Raw genomic sequence first — 18036 nt, forward strand, 5'->3', positions numbered from 1 at the left:
GGCGTGCGTGCGTGTTCTGCCAACCAAGATCTCCCGGCCGAGCGCGAGCTTACAGGCGGATGGGACGGGCGCAACGCTCAGCTGCGACAGCAGACGAGGAGTGGCGCCAGCAGTCACGCGCCGATACGCGCCCAGTCGAGGCCAAATCGCTGAAGATATTTTCGCAGCCGGTCTGCATCGTTGGCCGAGGTGCGCCGTGTGCGCGAGGCGCTGAACAGGGTCCGTCCAGCCTCTGAAAGGGAGCGGCTGCGGCGGCAGATGCGCACCACTTCCGCGAGCTGCACCCGATCGAACGGGTCCAGTTCGCCCAAAGCCGCATCATCGAGCAGTTCGGCGAGCGGATCCGGCGCTTGCGAACCGCCGGTCCAGAATCGCTTCAGCCGCGCCTTTTCAGCCTCCACCGTGGCGACGTCGATGCGTCCGGACGGGGCGAAGGTCGCCATGCGGGTGACGCTGGCGCCGAGATCGCGGAAATTGCCCGACCACAGCGCGTCGGGCGCGGTCGCGAAATCGAGAAAGGCACGGCGTGCCTCCTTGTTGAAGCTCACCTGCATGCCCTCGCGCTGGGCGAAGCGATCGAGCTCATAGGCGAGGTTGGGCTCAATATCCTCGATCCGATCGCGCAGCGCCGGCAGCTCGAACGTCCACAGATTGAGTCGGGCGAACAGATCGTCGCGGAAGCCTCCTGCAGCAACGGTAGCGCCGAGATCGCGATTGGTGCCGGCGATCAGCTGAAAGTCGGACGAGACCTCCCTGTCGGCGCCGACGGGTAGAAATTTCTTCTCCTCGATCGCACGCAGGATCATCGCCTGCTCGTCGAGGCCGAGCTCACCGATCTCGTCGAGGAACAGGACGCCCTTGTCGGCAGCCCGGAGCAATCCGGGGCGGTCGGCTGCGGCACCGGTGAACGCGCCCTTCTTGTGGCCGAACAAGGCCGACATCGCGCTGTCCCCCTTCAGGGTCGCGCAATTGACCTCGACGAAGGCGCCCGACACCTGATGCTTCAGCCGCTTGAGTTCGAACAAACGGCCGGCGAGCTGCGACTTGCCGGCGCCGGTCGGGCCCATCAGCAGGATCGGCGCACGCGAGCGGACCGCGACCTGCTCGATCTCGTCGATCATCCGGTTGAACGCGGCATTGCGGGTCTCGATACCAGATTTGAGGAACGAGCTGCCCTCTGCGGCCTGGGCGGCGAAACGGGTAGCGATGCTGTCGTAGCGGGAAAGATCGAGATCGATCACGCTCCACAGGCCGACGCAATCCGGATCCTTTCCCCGGCCCGGGTTCGTCTGCAGCAACCGCCCCGGCAGATAGCGCGCTTCGGTGAGCAGAAAGAGACAGATCTGCGCAACGTGCGTGCCGGTGGTGATGTGGATCAGATAATCTTCCGCCTCCGGATCGAACGGATAGGACCGTGCGAAATCGAGCAGCTTGCCATACACCTCCTCGAAATCCCAAGGGTTGGCGAAGTTCAGCGCGCGCAGCCGCACGTCTGTTTCCGGGGAGACGGAGCCGATGTCGCCGCGGACATACCTCGCCAGTCCCTCATGCGCGTCGCCGTGGATCAGCTCGAGACGGTCGACGCGAAGATCCTCGTGCATGCACAGGCCGACGGTCGGCCGCCACTTGTTCCAGCGCGATGGGCCGATCTTCGACGCGTCGAGCGTCGAGCCGACGAATCCGATCACAACGGTGGGTCTCATCTTTATACCATGAGATAAACCGCTATCCTTGTCGATAGACAATGCGTCGGCGTCGAAACACCGATGCTTCAAGAGTGTCGGTTAAAATTAAGCTAAAACAGAGTCTTGCGAATTCTCTGTGACGTGGGCGTCGGATTGGCACGGCAGTTGCAGAGCTTCTGGCGTCGGCCGACAGGATGATGAGGCCGACGCAGGTGGGGCGGCTGGAATGGGCCAGTCGCCCCGAACGTCAGGGTGTAGCTCAGTTGGTAGAGTTCCGGCCTTGGAAGCCGGTGGTCGTTGGTTCGAGTCCAGCCACCCTGACCATCACGGAGGAAGATGCCATGGCCAATAAGGGCCTTTTCGCTTCCGCCATAGCCCGGCTCCTGCCGGCGGCGGAAAGTGTCAATCGGGAGCAGGCGCCGGCTTACACTTACGGGCCCGAGCACAAGCTCGCCCAACTGGCGGCGACCGGCACCCTCCAGGACAGTTTCTACGGCGCGGCCGAGAACCAGCTTGCCGACGTGCTCGCTGCCGCCAAGGCGGTCGACCCGCTGTTCGTTGCCAAGGCCGCCATCTACGCCCGTCGGCGCGGTGCGATGAAGGACATGCCGGCTCTGCTGACGGCGTGGCTGACCTTGGCCGACCCGGATCTCGCCGTCAGCGTCTTCGGTCGGGTGATCGACAATGGCCGCATGCTGCGCAATTTCGTGCAGATCATGCGCTCCGGCGTGGTCGGGCGGAGCTCGCTCGGCACCCGTCCGAAGCGGCTGGTCCAGCAGTGGCTGGAGCGGGCGTCGATACGGACTTTGATGCATGCTGCGACCGGCAAGGATCCGTCTTTGGCCGACATCGTGCGCATGGTCCACCCGAAGCCGGCGGACGAGGGTCGCAGAGCCTTCTACGCCTGGCTGATCGGCAAGCCGTACGACGTCGATCAGCTGCCGGCGGAGATCGCGGCCTTCGAGGCGTGGAAGCGCTGCCCGGAGGGCCCATTGCCCGACGTGCCGTTCGAATGGCTGACCGCCTTCGATCTGACCGCCGCGCATTGGGCCGAGCTGGCCGGGCGCATGGGCTGGCAGGCGCTGCGCATGAATCTCAACACGCTGGCGCGCCAAGGGGCGTTCGCGGTGGAGGGGTGCGCGGAGCAGGTGGCCGCGCGTCTTTCGGATGCGGCGGAGATCGCCAGGGCACGGGTGCTCCCGTACCAGCTGATGGTCGCGCTCGGCACGGCCGGCGACGGGATGCCGCTGGTCGTCCAGGCGGCGCTTGAGCAGGCGCTCGAGACGTCGTTGGCGTCGGTGCCGGCGCTTCCGGGCCGGGTGGTCGTCTGCCCGGACGTGTCCGGATCGATGAGCGCGCCGGTTACCGGCTATCGCAAGGGCGCATCCTCGAAGGTGCGCTGCATCGACGTCGGGGCCCTGGTCGCGGCAGCCGTGCTGCGCCGGAACCGAGATGCTCTGCTGCTGCCGTTCGAGCAGAAGGTCGTGCCGATAACGCTCGATCCCTTTGCCCGGGTCGCGGTCAACGCCGCCTCGCTGGCGGCGGTCGGCGGAGGCGGCACCAATGTCTCGGCACCGCTGGCTTTGCTCAATCGGGACCGGGAGGAGGCCGACCTGGTGGTGATCGTATCGGACAATGAATCCTGGGTGGATGCCACGCGTCACGGCGCGACGGCGACGATGCGGGAATGGGAGCGGCTGAAGAACAGGTGCAGGGGCGCGAAGCTCGTCTGCATCGATCTCCAGCCCTACGGCACAACTCAGGCGAAGGCTCGCAAGGACATACTGAATGTCGGAGGCTTCTCGGACGCGGTGTTCGAGACGCTCGCCCGCTTCGCCTCCGGCGCGGCGGAGAGTGACTGGGTGGGTGAAATAAACGCAATGGAGGTGTGACGACACATATCGCGGCGAATGCCGGAAGGACTACATCGTCTGATAAACGCCAGGTCGCGGGTTCGAGTCCCGCCGGATCTTCTGAGGATCCGTAGCTCAGTTGGTAGAGCAGGAACGTCCTTCCAAATACTCGTCGCCGCGAACCGTGGGAGCCGCAAAGAGCGGCGGGAATGCGGGCGAGGACTACATCCTGGCATGATGCGAAGGTCCTCGTCTTATACTCGTCCCGCCGTTTCAAGCGGCGCCGGCGAATGCTGATGGGAATACATCTGGTTGTGGGCTTCGGCTCTGCGGTTCAACTCCGCGTCTCTCATCGGCCCTCGTCGCCGGTTCATTTGATGTGGCGAATGCCGACGGGACTACATCCACGCTGGAGGCGCCGGTTCGAGTCCGGCAGGGTGCAAGCCCGAAGCTCTGGGAGGAGCGCCAGCAATCGTCCCGTTACTCCTCGTCGCCGCATCATCGATCATAAGTCAGAACAAGGGAGAGCCGAATGACCGAGCAGAATTTTGAAGTGATGGCGGTCGAGGGCGGCGCGCCGGTGAAGATGTGGACCAAGGGCGTCGCAGTCGATCCGAAGGCGCGCGACCAGCTGTCGCGGGCGGCGAAGATGCCGTTCGTGTTCAAGCACGTCGCGGCCATGCCGGACGTGCATGTCGGCATCGGCGCCACCGTGGGATCCGTGATTCCGACGAAGGGCGCGGTGATTCCGGCCGCGGTCGGCGTCGACATCGGCTGCGGCATGATGGCGGCCCGCACCTCGCTCCACGCGGCCGATCTCCCTGACAGTCTGGAAGGGATACGCAGCGCAATCGAGCAGGCGGTGCCGCATGGCCGCGATGTCGGCCGCGGCAAGCGCGACAAGGGCAGCTGGGGCGACCCGCCGCCGGAGATCTTCGGCGCCTGGGCGACGTTGGCCGAGCGCTTCAAGCGCATCGTCGACAAATATCCGAAGCTCGAGAAGACGAACAACCTCGTCCATCTCGGCACGCTCGGCACCGGCAACCACTTCATCGAGCTCTGTCTCGATGAGGCGGACCAGGTGTGGGTGATGCTCCATTCGGGGTCGCGCGGCGTCGGCAACGCGATCGGCAGCTTCTTCATCGAGCTGGCGAAGCAGGACATGCGGCGCTGGTTCGTCAATCTGCCGGACGAGAATCTCGCTTATTTCCCGGAAGGGACGGACCATTTCGACGATTATGTCGAGGCGGTGGGCTGGGCGCAGGATTATGCGGCATTGAACCGTCGGATGATGATGACCAACGTGATCCGCGCGATCCGAACCGTCATCGTCAAGCCGTTCGAGGCCGAGCTCGAGGCGATCAACTGCCACCACAATTATGTGCGGCGGGAGAACCACTTCGGCGAGAACGTGCTGGTCACCCGCAAGGGGGCGGTGCGGGCAGCCGAGGGCGTGATGGGGATCATTCCCGGATCGATGGGCGCCAAGAGCTTCATCGTCCGCGGCCGCGGCAACAAGCAAGCGTTCGACAGCTGCAGCCACGGCGCCGGACGATTGATGTCGCGGACGGAGGCGAAGAAGCGCTTCACCCTCGACGATCACATCGTCGCGACCGAAGGCGTCGAATGCCGCAAGGATGCGGACGTCATCGACGAGACCCCGGCGGCCTACAAGCCGATCGAAGCGGTGATGGCGGCACAGGCCGATCTCGTCGAGATCGTCCACACCTTGAAGCAGGTGGTGTGCGTGAAGGGCTGACGCTCTTCACGCGCATGCCCCTAAGAGAGCTCGCGTCATGCAAAGTCGGGTTGGTCGGTGGGTTCAGGAGGGACGGCTATACGTGTGGCGGTACGCCAACCCCGGCCGGGGTTGGCGTGGATGGCACTTCGCTGCGGATCCACCTGGATGCCGGTCGATCAGACAGTTGCTCGAGGCCATGGCCGGGGAGGCGCCAAGCCATCGCACGCTCAAGCTCGAGCGAGTGACCGACGCTATTCTCGACGTTCCCAATTATGGGCGAAAGAGCGCCGGAACCTTCAGCAAGCTGCGCATCCGCTATGTGCCGGACGAGCGGCAACTGCAGCTATCAATACAAGACGAAATGCTGACCATGACCTTAGGCCGGAGGCGGGTGCCGGAATTGTCGGAGGCCTTTGCCGAAGTCGAAGTCGGTGGAGGCGACTTCGGAATACGAACGTCCGATGATCGTCAGGCCGAGATCTGGATGTTCTGGTGGATGCCGGCATCGCTTGCGAAGATGGGAGATTGAAGTGATTGAGATAGACGGGGCGCAGGGCGAGGGCGGGGGGCAGGTGCTGCGCATCGCGCTTTCGCTCGCGCTGGTGACCGGCCAGACGTTCCGGATCGAGAATATACGCGCCAACCGTTCGCGGCCGGGCCTGATGCGGCAGCATGCGACCGCGGTCGAGGCGGCCTGCGCGATCGGCGGCAGCGAATGCGAAGAGCTTGCCGTCGGCGCGTCGGCGTTGACCTTCGTGCCGGGCGCGGTGCGCGGCGGCGATTATCACATCTCCGTCGGCACCGCCGGCAGCACCGGCCTGGTGCTGCAAACCATCCTGCCGCCGCTGATGCTGGCGGCGGGGCCGTCGCGGCTCGTGCTGGAAGGCGGCACCCACAATATCTACGCGCCGCCGTTCGATTTCCTCGAACGCGTGTTCCTGCCGATCGTCAACCGGATGGGGCCGACCGTCTCGGCGCGGCTGATCCGCCATGGTTTCTACCCGGCGGGAGGCGGCCGCATCGAAGTCGATATCCAGCCGACGGCGTCGCTGACACCGTTGAACCTGATCGATCGCGGCGACCTCGTTTCGGTCGAGGCACGTGCCCTCGTCGCGGCGCTGCCGGGGGACATCGCGGTGCGCGAGCTCGCCGCGGTTGGGGCGGTGCTCGGCTGGCCGGAGGAGGCGCGCAGGATCACTCAGCTTCCCGAGCGCAGCGGCCCCGGCAATATCGTGATGCTGGAAGCGGTGTTCGATGAGGTCACCGAACTGGTCAGCGGCTTCGGCAAGCTTGGTGTCGCCGCCCACATCGTCGGCGACACCGCCGCCAAGAGGATGGCCGGCTATCTCGCCTCAGGCGCGGTGGCGGGCCCCTTTCTCGCCGATCAGCTCCTGCTGCCGCTGGCGCTCGCCGGCAGCGGGCAGTTCACCACGGTGAAGCCGTCGCTGCACAGCCGCACCGCGGCGGAGGTGATCGCCCGCTTTCTCGACGTGCGGATCACGTTCCAGGAACAGGAGAACGGCAACCACCTGGTGACCGTCGCCCGGGCCTAGTCTCCTGCCTTCCGCTCGACGCCAAAGCGAAAGCTCGTCGTCGAGCGGAAGGTCTCGCCCGGGCGGAGCAGGGTCGACGGGAATTCCGGCCGGTTCGGGCTATCGGGAAAATGCTGGGTCTCGAGCGCATAGCCGTCGCCCTGGCGGATGGTGCGGCCGCCGGCGCCGATCAGGCTGCCGTCGAAGCTGTTCGCGGTATAGACCTGAAGCGACGGTTCGGTGGTGCTGACCTCCAGGCTACGGCCGCTGGCGGGATCGAACGCGCGGGCGGCGAGGCGAAGACCGCTGCCGTCGATCGCGAAGCCGTGGTCGAACCCGCGGGCGAGCAGCATCAGGGGGTGGGTAGAGCCGATCCGGTCGCCGATGCGGGCAGGCGTGCGCAGGTCGAACGGGGTGCCGTCGACAGGCAGCAGGGCACCCGTGGGGATCCGCCGAGCGTCGAGTTCGGCGATGCGGGACGCGTTGATCTGCAGATTCTGATTGTCGGCACTGCCCGAGGTGCCGCCCGCGAGATTGAAATAAGCGTGGTGTGTGAGGTTGAGAACGGTCGCGCGGCTGGTCGTCGCGGCATAATCCAGCCGCAGCGTGTCATCGGCGGTCAGCGTGTAGGTGACGGCGATTTCGAGCGTTCCGGGGAATCCATTCTCGCCATCGGGGCTGGTGTAATGGAGCGTCACCGCGCTGCAGCCTGCCTCCGTGCATGGCTCGGCGCGCCAGACCTTGGCCGCGAAATTGGGAACGCCGCCATGCGAGACCACCACTTCCGGATCCGCCGAGAGCGGGTAGCGGGTGCCGTCGATCGAGAAGCCGCCCCGGGAGATCCGGCCGGCATAGCGGCCGACGAGGCTGCCGAAATTGGGCTTGGCCTCGTAGGCGGCGAGATCAGGCAACGCGAGCACGACGTTGGCGCGCCGTCCGTCGCGGGCCGGTACGGTGATCTCGTCGATGATCCCGCCCAAAGTGAGAATGCCGACGCGCATCCCGCTCGGATTGGTGAGGACGATCCGCTCGACGGCGGCACCCGCCTTGGTAATTCCATAAGGCGCGCGGGCGACGCCCGGCGTTGCGGCGGCGGCGGTCGCGGCGGCGAGGAGGCTCATCATGTTTGCTGGATGCGCGAACGCCGCGGCCGAGGCAAGCACGCCATTTACCCTTCCTTTGCAGGTGGATCGTTAAGCCTCTGGCGAGAAGAGGAATCCGATGCTCCAGACCGTCTACATCAGCACCGCCCAGCCCAAGCTCCCGCAGGCCGAGTTGCGCGCGGTGCTCGACTCCTCGCGGCGTAACAATGCCGCCGTTGGCGTGACCGGCCTGCTGGTCGCCGGCGGACGCCGATTCCTCCAGGTGCTCGAAGGTCCGGACGCGGCGGTCGAGGCGACTTTGGCCCGCATCAAGGTGGACCCGCGCCACCGCGCGATCGTCACGCTGTCGCGCAAGGACGTCGACGCGCGCCAGTTCGGCGACTGGTCGATGGGCTTCGAACTGGGCGCCGCCGCCGGCACCGCCGACCTCAAGAGCGTGGTCGACAGCCTCGTCTCACGGCTCAGTGACCGCAACCTCGCGGCCCAGTTCCAGGGCTTCGCCGAGATCCACGCGCGCGCTGCCTGACCGCGCTGCTGGCGCTGCGATGCAACGCGACGGCGTCCGCGGCGTTTTCTCGGCCCCTCAGTCCGAGAATGTCCCCGCCGCATGTCGAAGATCGTAAACGGCTCCAGCCTGCAGCCGCTGTCCGGCGGCAAGCCAAAGCAAATCGTCCTGCTGCTTCATGGCTACGGCTCCAGCGGGGCCGATCTGATCGCGCTGGCGCCGCACTGGCGCCAGGCCTTGCCCGACGCGCTGTTCCTCGCGCCCAATGCGCCGCAACGCAGCCACGGCGCCGGCTACCAATGGTGGCCGCTCGCCGCCTTCACCCCGCAGGCGCTGGCCGCCGGTGCCGCGTCGGCGGCCCCCGCGATCGACGTCTTTCTCGACTGCAAGCTGAAGCAATATGATCTGAGCGAGGCGGACGTTGCGATCGTCGGCTTCAGCCAGGGCACGATGATGGCGCTGCACGTCGGACTTCGCCGCAAACACGCGGTGGCGGGGATCGTCGGCTATTCCGGAATGCTCACCGGCGCGCCCGAACTCGCCCATGCCGCGATCACCAAGCCGCCTGTGCTGCTGATCCACGGCTCGGCCGATCCCATCATCCCGGTCGCGGCGCTGCACGCGGCCAAGGCGGAATTGTTGAAGCTCGGCATCGCGGTCAGCGACCATGTCTCGCCCGGCCTCGGCCACAGCGTCGACCCGGACGGACTCCGCCGCGGCGGCGAGTTCGTCGTAAAGGCGTTGACCGAGAAAGCGTAAGCCGATCGTGGGACGGCGCCGTGGGCGTTCACCTTCCTGCCCGCAGCCGTCGCGGACATTCGGGAACAGCCGCCTCGCAGCGCCGTTCGGCGCAGCGAGTCTTCACGATCAGGATCTGACCCATGGCATCACAGCATTTCACCCCGCCGGGTCCGCTCGGCTTCGGCGGCGCGCCGCTCGGCAACATGTTCGAGGAAGTGAGCGACGCGCAGGCGAAGGAGGCGCTGGTCGCGGCTTGGGAGACCGGCGTGCGCCACTTCGACACCGCGCCCCATTACGGCAATGGCGTCTCCGAGCACCGCTTCGGCCACGTGCTCCGCAATTATCCGCGCGACGAGTTCACCCTGTCGACCAAGGTCGGCCGCATCCTCAAGGCCGATCCTTCGGTGCGCGATAATGGCCCATTCGTGCGGGCCCTGCCGTTTCGCAGCGAAAATGATTATTCCTACGACGCGACGATGCGCTCGATCGAGGACAGTCAACAGCGGCTCGGCCTCGCCCAGATCGACATCGCCTACATCCACGATCTCGCCGCCGACCATCATGGCGACGCCTGGGAAGAGTTGTTCGCGATCGCGATGAACGGCGCCGCCAAGGCGCTGATCCGGCTGCGCGAGGAAGGCGTGATCAAGGCCTGGGGCTTCGGCGTCAATCTGACCGAACCGTGCGAGCGGGCGCTCGAGCAATCGGATCCCGACGTGTTCCTGCTCGCCGGGCGATACAGCCTGCTGAACCAGCCGGCGCTCGATCGGCTGTTCCCGATGTGCGCGGAACGCGGTGTCCATGTCGTCGTCGGCGGCCCCTACAACAGCGGCCTCCTGGCGGGAGGCAAGAATTTCGAATATCAGGAAGCCCCGCCGCAACTGGTGGCGCGGCGCGATCGATTGGCGCAGATCTGCGCCCGCCATGGCGTCGATCTACGCTCCGCTGCCTTGCATTTCTGCGCTGCCCATCCCGTCGTCGCGGCGATCATTCCGGGCGCCAAGCATTCCGATCGTGTCCGGGAGAATGCACGGCTGTGGCAGGCCGACATCCCGGCGGCGCTGTGGGAGGAATTGCGCGCCGAGGGATTGATCCCCGAGAACGCGCCGACGCCGCGAGGGCAGGGATGAGTCTGCATCCGGCAATCGCACCCGGCCGAATCGCGGTGGTCACCGGAGCGGCGAGCGGGATCGGCCGCGCCGCAGCCTTGCGGTTCGGCGCGGCCGGCATGCGCGTCGTCCTCGCCGATCTGGACGAGAGTGCGCTTGCCGCTGCCGGAGACGATCTTCAGCGGCAGGGCATCGAAGCGCGGATCGTGCCGACGGACGTCAGCGATCCGGGCGCGGTCGCGCACCTCAAGAGCGAGGCCGATCGGTTTGGACCGGTTTCGCTGCTGATGAACAATGCCGGACGGGAAGGCGGCGGCGGCATCCTGGCCGGCCACGAGGTCTGGGAGCGAACGGTCGCAACCAATTTGCTCGGCCCGCTCTACGGCATCCAGGCCTTCCTTCCCGATCTGCTCGAAGCCGATTGGCCGTGCGCGGTCGTCAACACCGGCTCCAAGCAGGGGATTACGCTTCCGCCCGGCGATACCGCCTACAATGTCAGCAAGGCGGGCCTCAAGGCGATGACGGAGTCGCTCGCTCACGACCTGCGCGCCACCGGCGGCCGCGTCACCGCGCATCTGCTGATCCCGGGTTTCACCTATACCGGCTTCACCCGGGCCCGCGGCATCGCCGAGAAGCCGGCAGGCGCCTGGACCGCGGAGCAGGTCGTCGATTTCCTGCTGCCGGCAATGGCGCGCGGCGATTTCTACATCCTCTGCCCCGACAACGAGGTGACCCGCGAGATGGACGAGAAAAGGATCGCCTGGACCGCCGGCGACATCGTCGAGAACCGCTCCGCTTTGTCGCGCTGGGACCCGCGCTACGCCGATGCGTTCAAAGCGTATATGGAAGGGAAGGGCGCATGAAGATCGGCTTTGTCGGGCTTGGCCAGATGGGCAGCGCGATGGCGCGCAACCTGATCGCGGCGGGGCACGAAGTAACGGTTTGGAATCGCTCGGGAGCCAAGGCGGCTCCCCTGGTCGGGCTCGGCGCAACGCAAGCGGCGACGCCGGCGCAGGCCGCGGGGGGAGCCGAGATCGTCGCGACGATGCTCGCCGACGACAAAGCGGTCGAGGATGTCGTGTTCGGCGCTGGCGGGTTGCTCGCTGAGGCGAAGTGCCACGTGTCGATGAGCACGATCAGCATCGCGCTCGCCGAGCGATTGACGGCGGCGCATGCCGAGTCGGGCGGCAGCCTGGTCTCGGCCCCGGTATTCGGCCGCCCCGCAGCGGCGGAAGCGGCCAAATTGTTCATCGCCGCCGCTGGCCCTTCCGAAGCGCTCGCTGCCTGCGCGCCGGCGTTCGAAGCGGTCGGCCAGCGCGTCTTCACCATCGGCGAAACTCCGTCGGCGGCCAATCTGGTCAAGCTGTCGGGTAACTTCATGATCATGGCCGCGATCGAGGCCATGGCCGAAGCCATGACCCTCGCGGAAAAGGGCGGCGTCGCCCGCGAGACATTGCTCGAAGTGCTTACCGGCACGCTGTTCGGGTCACCGGTCTACCAGATCTATGGCGACATTCTCGCCGCCGATCGCTTCCGGCCCGCGGGCTTCGCCGCGCCGCTCGGCCTTAAGGACATGCGGCTGGTCGGCGCCGCTGCGGAGGCGGCGCGGGTGCCGATGCCGCTGCTCGGCGTGGTCCGCGATCACCTTCTCGCCGCGATTGCCCAGGAAGGCGACGAGATCGACTGGTCCGCAATTGCCTTGCCGATCCGGCGCGGCGCGGGGCTCGGCTGAGCGACGTCGGCTCGGACCCAAGGAGAGAGCCTGATGAAGGGGTGGGACTCTCGATGCGGACGGCTATCCCCGATGGCGCAACGTGCCGGCCCGATCGATCGCCTGGCGCACGGCCTCGGCACCGCCTGCAAGCGAGAACAAGGCCACAATTGGCGGCTCGGATCCAACTGTGACGCTGATCGAGAGCAGCCCGCCTTCCTCTCCAAGCATTTCGTTAAATGGGACCGCCTGGGCGTCGGCGGAGAGGAGCGGCAGACCGGCGATGTTCACGCAGCGCAGCGCAATTGCACGCCGACCAGCCGGGCCCTCGATCGTGGCCGAATAGGAGCGGTCCGCGCCGCAAGGTGCTTGCAGGTCGAAATAAAACAGACAATTCTCGCCACAGAGGAAGCCGAAGGTCGAGCCGCTGTGATCGGAAGTGAAGGCGCTGGCGAAGCGCTGAAACTCGCCGACCTGCCAATCGCCGATCGTCGCCAAGATCCTCTCGTTGAACGCCGCCGGTACTTTCGGCGGCGGCGCCGGCAGCCGCACCAGCATCGGCGGCTTGTTCGCGTCCCTTTTCGGCGGTGCAGAATTGGCGGATCCGGCGCCGAGATACAGGGCGGCCATGACGCAGAGAGCTCCGAATCGCATCGGCATTCCTCTTGCTGAACCGGGAACGTAACAGGAAAGAAAAGGGTCGACAACGCGAATGCGCTCAGTGCGTTCGTTCAACCCCGCGCGCCAGCGGCAGCTCCGCCGGCCTGCGTCCCGAGCTTCGCTTCCAGGCCCTGCATCGCCCGCCCGATTTCGGGTGGGATCCGGCTTTCGACCCCCGAGGTCATGCCGGTCCAGAGCACCGCGCCGTTTGCATCCTGTGCCGACATCATCACCATCGGTGCACCGTTCCACAGGATGAGGCGGGTTCGCAGGGTGACGGCACCCGGGCGATTCTCGCCCCCGCGAAACACCTGGACGCCGCGCATCCGCTGGGCGCTGGCCATGACGAGCTCGTCGCAGGCCCGCGCTAGCGGCCGATAGCGTGGCGTACCCGTCGCGTCCTCGGCGGCCTTGACGATCAGCGGGGTCGCCGCCGGCCCGGAGCGCGAAATGGCCCAGAACGCCATCGCCGCAAGGATCAGCACCGCCGCGAGCACAGTCGCCGGGAGGAGAATGCGTCGCTGCGGCCGTGCGCGGGACAGGGTCGGGGTTTCGGATGCTTGTGGCTGCGCGGTGGCGACCTCCGGCAACAGGCGATAGCCGCGCTTCGCCACCGTCTCGATGAAGCGCGGCTCGCGAGCGTCGTCGCCGAGTGCCTTGCGAATGTCCTTGAGCACGACCGGCACGCTGTTCGCGCTTATGGCACGGCCGTTCCAGACTTCGGCCAGGATTTCGTCCTGCGAGACGACATCGCCGCGGCGGCGGCAAAGCAGTTCGAGCGTGCGTGCCGCCCGATGTTCCAGCCGCCGCCGCTCCTCGCCCCGCCGCAGCGCGTTCGAGGCCGGCGAGAAGGTCCACTCGCCGATCCTGCAGTCGACCTCGGCGGTTCCCGCGTCTGACAAGAATCGTCTCCCTGATCCGGTCCCGGCAAGAGACCGCAGCCGCGCCTGCGTTGCAAGGCCCGGCCGCCCGGGACGCGCGCTTCAGAACATCTTCAGCTTTTCCTTATTCGACTTGCCGTCCGATCGTCGGCCTTTCTGGCCGCTCAGCGCGGGGCGCCGAGCGCTCCCCCATGTCATGCCAGGAGAGTGTCGATGCGGTTTGAACAGCGGATTCGTGCTGCCGAGCAGCGTGAGCTAGGCCATTGGATCCTCGGCATCGCGACCATCTTCTACGGTGTCGCATGCTTTCTGCAGCGGGATTTCGCGATCTTCTGGCAGCCGGTCCCGGAAAGCCTGCCGCTGCGACAGCCGCTCGCCTTCCTCTCGGCGGGGCTGCTGGTGCTGTCGGGCGCCGGCCTGCTGTTTCGGCGGACGATGCGGGCCGCCGCGATGATCCAGATCCTGCTCTTCCTTGCCTATGTCGCCGCCTTTCTCGCCAATATTGCTGAGCAGCCCGGCACGATCTGGCTCGGCGTCTGCGAGAACCTGGCGGTTGCAGTCGGTGCGGCGACGATCTGGATGCGGACGTCGGCGCATGCGCCTGCCCGATCCAGGCTCGTCGCCGTTCGGATCGTCTACGGTGTCTGCTCGGTCGTCTTCGGCCTCGCCCACTTCATCGCCATCGACGGGACGGCGGGGATGGTGCCCGAATGGCTGCCGGGCAGCGGCCGTTTCTGGGCGGGCTTCACCGGCCTCTGCCACCTTGCCGTCGCCGCAGCCTTGTTCGCCAATCGTCTCGCCATCCCGGCGACGCGGCTCGCCGGCCTGATGTATCTGGGCTTCGCCGCCTTGTGCTGGCTGCCGGGCGCGATCACCCATCCGGATCAGTGGCTGCGCTGGGCGGGGCTCGGCATCAGCCTGGCGATGATGGGCGCGGTCTGGCTGGTCGGCGATCTCCTGCGCGCCCGCGATGTCGCCGCAGAACCCGCTGCGTCCGTCGGCGAGGGCAGCCTCGGCGGTGCGCTCGGGCCGGAGATCGCCTGATCGCCGGTCCCAGCACCGCTTGGCTTTCTGCGGATCTATGCGTCGGCGCGGATGACCTTGATGTCCCGCTCGGCGGCCCAGAGATGCACGTCCTCGCGGCGGAGCGCCGTTGCCATCAGGTCCGGAAACTGGTCCGGCGTGCAGGCAAAGACCGGAATGCCGAGCGCGGCGACGCGGGCGGAGAGCTGCGGATCGTAGGATGGGCGGCCGGTGTCCGTCAGGGCGAGCAGCACGATGACGTTGACACCGGCAACGGTCAGGCGGGTGAGGCGGTCGACGAGCGAGGCGGCGTCGCCGCCCTCGTACATGTCCGAGATCAGGATCAGGTGGGCTTTCGCCGGCCGCTCGATCCGGCTCTCGCAATAGGCGATCGCACGGTCGATGTCGGTGCCGCCGCCGAGCTGGACGCCGAACAAGACCTCGACCGGGTCGGCGAGTTCCTCGGTCAGATCGACGATGGCCGTGTCGAAGCAGACCAGCTTGGTCGCGACCACCGGGAGCGACGCCATCACCGCCGCGAAGATCGATGCGTAGACGACCGAACTCGCCATCGAGCCCGATTGATCGACGCAGAGGACGACCTCGTCGAGATCGACGATCCGGCGCTGCTGGCGAAGGAAGCCCACCAGATTTTCCGGCACGATGGTGCGGTGCTCGGCCTGATAATGGCGCAGGTTCTTGTGGATGGTGCGCGGTCAGTCGATGTCCCCGAAGCGCGGTCGGCGCGTCCGCCGCGAGCGATCGAGCGCGCCGCGTATGGCATCCGCAGTGCGCCGTTCCAGCCGTTCCATCAACTGGGCGACGACTTTCGCGATCACCGTTCGCGCGGTCTCCTTGGTCTTGTCGGGCATCGCACCGCGCAGCGCGACCAGATCCGCGACCAGGTTGACGTTTGCCTCGATCGTGGCGAGCAATTCGGGCTCGAGCAGCATCTGCCGAAGGCCCTTGCGCTCGAACGCATCCTTCTGAATCACCTGGACGACCGGGGCGGGGAAGAATTCGCGAATGTCGCCCAGCCACTTCGCCACCCTCGGCGCCGACGCGCCGAGCCCGCCACGCCCCTTCTTTTCGCCGTCTCCGTCGCCGTAGAGCGCAGACAGCGCTGCCGACATGCGCTGGTCGGCGGGCGACAAGCCGGCGGCCTCGTCGCCCTCGTCGCCGACGCCCAAAGCCAGCGTCCAGCGGCGTGCGCGTTCTTCGATGGAGTCCTCGCTCATGTCCGGGCTCCCGCTTGCAGCAAGTCCGTTACGCGGGCGACATGGGCCGGCCACGCGGCCGCCGCACCGGGCAGCAAGCGATAGCCGCCGCCGGGGCGGCCACCGCGCGCGAGCAAGGCATCCATCAGCCGCCGCCGCTCCATGCGATCGAGCGCCGAGAAGACTCTTCGGAACAGCGGCAGATTGGCGACGAACGAATCTTCATCAAGGCCGAGCAGCCACTGATCGACCGCGCCGCGCAGCCCTTCGTCATGGATCAAGCGCTGGCCCGCACCGGAGAGAAAGCCTTCGAAAAATCCCGCTGCCTCGCGGATCGGGGTTCCAGGCGAGAGCATGCGGCCGAGCAGTATGATTGCGTCTCCGGCGGCGAGCCGCTCCGCCTCGTAGAGCAGGCGCGCCGCGATGCCGGCGACGAGCCGGGTCGCCTGGTCGTCGCCGAGCAGGCGTTCGAGCCCGGCATACCAGCTCTCGACCACGTCGCCGGCGAGCTCGGCAAGGGCGATGGCGCGGTCGGCATCGAGAATGGCGTCCCGCATCGCTTCGGCCGCTTCGGGGTCGAGGTTGCGCACCGCATAAGGCAGCGCCAGTGCGGCCTCGATCACCATCCGCGGCATCAGCAAGGCGAGGTGCTCGGCCGGCCCCGCACGCGCTTCTCCATAGCGCAGGATGTCGGCCATCGAGGGCAGCGCCGCCAACAAAGCCCGACAATCGCTGGTAAGCGCAGCCTTGTGCTCGAGCGCCGCAATGCCGCTGCCGACCGCCCGCGGCAGATCGGCAATCATCGCCTCGCGGACCAGGGCGGCGAGGCGGTCCAGTTCGGGCTCCGCCGCGATCCGTTCGACGATCCGGGCCGACGCGGCTTCGGCGATGGTCGAGCCGTAGACGAGATGTTCGATCAGCCGGACCGAGAATTCGGGCTGCCAGCAGAGCGTCCAGTTTTCACGGAAGGTGCCGCGGCTGCGACCGGCATCGGCGAGCCGTCCCCAGGGTACATCAAGCACGTTGAGGCGATGGAGCAGGGTCGATCGTGCCAGTCCGCTGTCGCTGCGCAGATCGACCGACAGATTGCGCTCGAGCGCTTCCGGCTTGAGCCGGGTCGTCTTCTGCTGCCGCTGCAGATCCTCGAGCAAAGGCGCCAGCGGGGCTGCGGACGGGATCGCGCCCACGCCCGTGCCGACCAGCAGCTCCGGCGCGATCTCGTCCCAGATGACGGGATTGCCGAAACAGAGGCAGGAGATCGCCGCCTCGCGCAGCTCATCGAAACCGGGGGAAGGGCGCTCGCGCAGGGCGGCGAGGCCGACTGCCAGCCGCTGCGCTTCGATCACCGACGCCGTCGAGACGAAATGCCCCTTGTCGCGCAGCAGGCCAGCAATACGGGTGAGCCACTCGGTGTCGCCGTCCGAAGTCGCCCGAGTCTGCCAGAGGTGTGCGCACCAGCCCGGAGCAGCCACGCCGGCGCCATAGCCGCTGGCGCGGGCGAGGCGCGGCGTCGTCCACGGCGCCCATGTTGCCTTCACCTTCGTCTTGGGTCGCCCCCTCAGCAGCGCCCTGTCGTCTGCCTGGCTGCGCTTTTCGGCGAGCGCCGGAACATGCCAGGCGCCGCAGACCACGGCCACCGGACCGTCCGTCTCCTTGGTCGCGCGGGCGATTTCGAGACGCATATGGGCCTCGCGCGCCGCTTCGTCCGCGGCGATCCCCTGCGTTTCCGCCCGCAGGGCGGACATCGCATCGGCGACTGCGCCGAAGACCGGCCCCGGATGCGGATTCTCCTCGATCACGTCCGACCACCAGGATTCGCCGTCGGCATAGCCGGCCGCCTCCGCCAGGATCCCGATCGGGTCTCGGCTGATCGGATCCTCATCGCGTGCGGTGAGCCGCGCTTCCTCCTCCTCCTCCTCCTCCTCGCCCGGCGCCAGCGCCGCGCGTCGTGCCAGGCGGTCGGTCGCCGGAAGATCGATGAAGCGCAGAAGCGCTCCGTTGCGCACCGCCCAGAGCACGGCCTGATATTCGGGCGAATAGTCCGCGAACGGGAAGAAGGTCGCGTTGGCGGGATCGTCCTCGGCATAAGCCAGCAGCGACACCGGCAGCACCATCTCCGGATCGGCGAGCAGGGGCAAGAGATCGGAGGCATCGCTCGGCCCCTCGATCAGAACTGCCGTGGGTTGAAGCGCGTCGAGCGCCTCCACCAGGCGCCTGGCGGAGCCGGGCCCGTGGTGGCGGATTCCGAACAGGGAGACAGATGCCGCCATCTCGA

At 67.1% G+C, this 18036-nt stretch carries 17 protein-coding genes and 1 tRNA gene; 11 read left to right on the plus strand and 7 right to left on the minus strand.

Annotation, left to right across the window (positions count from 1 at the left end; genetic code table 11):
* Positions 1-113: 113 nt before the first annotated feature.
* Positions 114-1775 carry an RNA repair transcriptional activator RtcR gene (rtcR, locus tag ETR14_RS18890; protein ID WP_305851954.1) on the minus strand — a complete coding sequence of 554 codons (1662 nt, stop codon included), beginning with the start codon at positions 1773-1775 and terminating at the stop codon, positions 114-116.
* Positions 1776-1933: 158 nt separating this feature from the next.
* Between rtcR and ETR14_RS18895 the strand changes: the two genes are divergently transcribed.
* The 5 genes from ETR14_RS18895 to rtcA all read left to right on the plus strand — a co-directional run bounded on the left by ETR14_RS18895 (position 1934) and on the right by rtcA (position 6832).
* Positions 1934-2009: transfer RNA gene (locus ETR14_RS18895), tRNA-Pro, on the plus strand.
* A gap of 17 nt (positions 2010-2026) precedes the next feature.
* A complete protein-coding gene (locus tag ETR14_RS18900) occupies positions 2027-3577 on the plus strand; it encodes a TROVE domain-containing protein (protein ID WP_129387483.1) in 1551 nt (516 codons plus the stop codon).
* Between the two features lie 493 nt (positions 3578-4070).
* Positions 4071-5297 carry an RtcB family protein gene (locus tag ETR14_RS18905; protein WP_129387486.1) on the plus strand — a complete coding sequence of 409 codons (1227 nt, stop codon included), beginning with the start codon at positions 4071-4073 and terminating at the stop codon, positions 5295-5297.
* A 178-nt stretch (positions 5298-5475) separates the two neighbouring features.
* On the plus strand, positions 5476-5808 hold the full coding sequence (locus ETR14_RS18910) for a hypothetical protein (RefSeq protein WP_129387489.1): 333 nt from the start codon (positions 5476-5478) through the stop codon (positions 5806-5808).
* Between the two features lies 1 nt (position 5809).
* Entirely contained in the window at positions 5810-6832 is a 1023-nt protein-coding gene (gene rtcA, locus ETR14_RS18915) for an RNA 3'-terminal phosphate cyclase (RefSeq protein WP_129387492.1), read from the plus strand.
* On the opposite strand, the gene ETR14_RS18920 is transcribed toward rtcA, so the two are convergent.
* Positions 6829-7935, minus strand: coding sequence for an aldose epimerase family protein (locus tag ETR14_RS18920; protein WP_129387495.1), 1107 nt, complete (start codon positions 7933-7935; stop codon positions 6829-6831). The two genes, rtcA and ETR14_RS18920, sit on opposite strands and share 4 nt — an antisense overlap.
* A gap of 97 nt (positions 7936-8032) precedes the next feature.
* Between ETR14_RS18920 and ETR14_RS18925 the strand changes: the two genes are divergently transcribed.
* The 5 genes from ETR14_RS18925 (at position 8033) to ETR14_RS18945 (ending at position 12001) form a co-directional block, all read left to right on the plus strand.
* Positions 8033-8440 (plus strand): BLUF domain-containing protein, encoded by a 408-nt coding sequence (locus ETR14_RS18925; protein ID WP_129387498.1) that lies wholly within the window; start codon positions 8033-8035, stop codon positions 8438-8440.
* Positions 8441-8521: 81 nt separating this feature from the next.
* Complete coding sequence (locus ETR14_RS18930; RefSeq protein WP_129387501.1) at positions 8522-9178, plus strand: alpha/beta hydrolase; 657 nt, start codon at positions 8522-8524, stop codon at positions 9176-9178.
* 122 nt (positions 9179-9300) lie between these two features.
* The gene (locus ETR14_RS18935; RefSeq protein ID WP_129387504.1) at positions 9301-10290 is read left to right on the plus strand and encodes an aldo/keto reductase; all 990 of its coding nucleotides are present in this window, start codon (positions 9301-9303) and stop codon (positions 10288-10290) included.
* Entirely contained in the window at positions 10287-11132 is an 846-nt protein-coding gene (locus ETR14_RS18940; protein ID WP_129387507.1) for an SDR family NAD(P)-dependent oxidoreductase, read from the plus strand. The genes ETR14_RS18935 and ETR14_RS18940 overlap by 4 nt, the downstream gene beginning before the upstream one ends.
* Complete coding sequence (locus ETR14_RS18945) at positions 11129-12001, plus strand: NAD(P)-dependent oxidoreductase (RefSeq protein ID WP_129387510.1); 873 nt, start codon at positions 11129-11131, stop codon at positions 11999-12001. The genes ETR14_RS18940 and ETR14_RS18945 overlap by 4 nt, the downstream gene beginning before the upstream one ends.
* A 63-nt stretch (positions 12002-12064) precedes the next feature.
* Here the strand turns inward: ETR14_RS18945 and ETR14_RS18950 are convergent, their stop codons facing one another.
* Together ETR14_RS18950 and ETR14_RS18955 are read right to left on the minus strand one after the other, a co-directional pair.
* Positions 12065-12634 carry a hypothetical protein gene (locus ETR14_RS18950; protein WP_129387513.1) on the minus strand — a complete coding sequence of 190 codons (570 nt, stop codon included), beginning with the start codon at positions 12632-12634 and terminating at the stop codon, positions 12065-12067.
* A 77-nt stretch (positions 12635-12711) separates the two neighbouring features.
* Entirely contained in the window at positions 12712-13542 is an 831-nt protein-coding gene (locus tag ETR14_RS18955) for a winged helix-turn-helix domain-containing protein (protein WP_165356524.1), read from the minus strand.
* A 192-nt stretch (positions 13543-13734) separates the two neighbouring features.
* Between ETR14_RS18955 and ETR14_RS18960 the strand changes: the two genes are divergently transcribed.
* The gene (locus tag ETR14_RS18960) at positions 13735-14565 is read left to right on the plus strand and encodes a hypothetical protein (RefSeq protein ID WP_129387519.1); all 831 of its coding nucleotides are present in this window, start codon (positions 13735-13737) and stop codon (positions 14563-14565) included.
* A 35-nt stretch (positions 14566-14600) separates the two neighbouring features.
* On the opposite strand, the gene ETR14_RS28945 is transcribed toward ETR14_RS18960, so the two are convergent.
* The 3 genes from ETR14_RS28945 to ETR14_RS18970 are packed head-to-tail and all read right to left on the minus strand — an operon-like array spanning position 14601 to position 18031.
* Positions 14601-15206: a VWA domain-containing protein gene (locus ETR14_RS28945; RefSeq protein ID WP_243455584.1), complete on the minus strand. Its 606-nt coding sequence runs from the start codon at positions 15204-15206 to the stop codon at positions 14601-14603.
* A gap of 54 nt (positions 15207-15260) precedes the next feature.
* The gene (locus ETR14_RS28950) at positions 15261-15782 is read right to left on the minus strand and encodes a hypothetical protein (RefSeq protein WP_206185870.1); all 522 of its coding nucleotides are present in this window, start codon (positions 15780-15782) and stop codon (positions 15261-15263) included.
* Positions 15779-18031, minus strand: coding sequence for a DUF5682 family protein (locus ETR14_RS18970; protein ID WP_129387522.1), 2253 nt, complete (start codon positions 18029-18031; stop codon positions 15779-15781). The genes ETR14_RS28950 and ETR14_RS18970 overlap by 4 nt, the downstream gene beginning before the upstream one ends.
* Positions 18032-18036 lie beyond the last annotated feature (5 nt).

This window comes from Sphingosinicella sp. BN140058 (genome assembly GCF_004135585.1).
In the GTDB taxonomy this organism is placed as follows: Bacteria; Pseudomonadota; Alphaproteobacteria; order Sphingomonadales; family Sphingomonadaceae; genus Allosphingosinicella.

Bases quoted from the DNA above. Each gene is read 5' to 3' on its own strand.
- ETR14_RS18900 (WP_129387483.1), top strand. From the start codon at position 2,027: ATGGCCAATAAGGGCCTTTTCGCTTCCGCCATAGCCCGGCTCCTGCCG.
- ETR14_RS18905 (WP_129387486.1), top strand. From the start codon at position 4,071: ATGACCGAGCAGAATTTTGAAGTGATGGCGGTCGAGGGCGGCGCGCCG.
- ETR14_RS18910 (WP_129387489.1), top strand. From the start codon at position 5,476: ATGGCCGGGGAGGCGCCAAGCCATCGCACGCTCAAGCTCGAGCGAGTG.
- ETR14_RS18920 (WP_129387495.1), bottom strand. From the start codon at position 7,935: ATGATGAGCCTCCTCGCCGCCGCGACCGCCGCCGCCGCAACGCCGGGC.
- ETR14_RS18925 (WP_129387498.1), top strand. From the start codon at position 8,033: ATGCTCCAGACCGTCTACATCAGCACCGCCCAGCCCAAGCTCCCGCAG.
- ETR14_RS18930 (WP_129387501.1), top strand. From the start codon at position 8,522: ATGTCGAAGATCGTAAACGGCTCCAGCCTGCAGCCGCTGTCCGGCGGC.
- ETR14_RS18935 (WP_129387504.1), top strand. From the start codon at position 9,301: ATGGCATCACAGCATTTCACCCCGCCGGGTCCGCTCGGCTTCGGCGGC.
- ETR14_RS18940 (WP_129387507.1), top strand. From the start codon at position 10,287: ATGAGTCTGCATCCGGCAATCGCACCCGGCCGAATCGCGGTGGTCACC.
- ETR14_RS18945 (WP_129387510.1), top strand. From the start codon at position 11,129: ATGAAGATCGGCTTTGTCGGGCTTGGCCAGATGGGCAGCGCGATGGCG.
- ETR14_RS18950 (WP_129387513.1), bottom strand. From the start codon at position 12,634: ATGCGATTCGGAGCTCTCTGCGTCATGGCCGCCCTGTATCTCGGCGCC.
- ETR14_RS18960 (WP_129387519.1), top strand. From the start codon at position 13,735: ATGCGGTTTGAACAGCGGATTCGTGCTGCCGAGCAGCGTGAGCTAGGC.
- ETR14_RS28950 (WP_206185870.1), bottom strand. From the start codon at position 15,782: ATGAGCGAGGACTCCATCGAAGAACGCGCACGCCGCTGGACGCTGGCT.
- ETR14_RS18970 (WP_129387522.1), bottom strand. From the start codon at position 18,031: ATGGCGGCATCTGTCTCCCTGTTCGGAATCCGCCACCACGGGCCCGGC.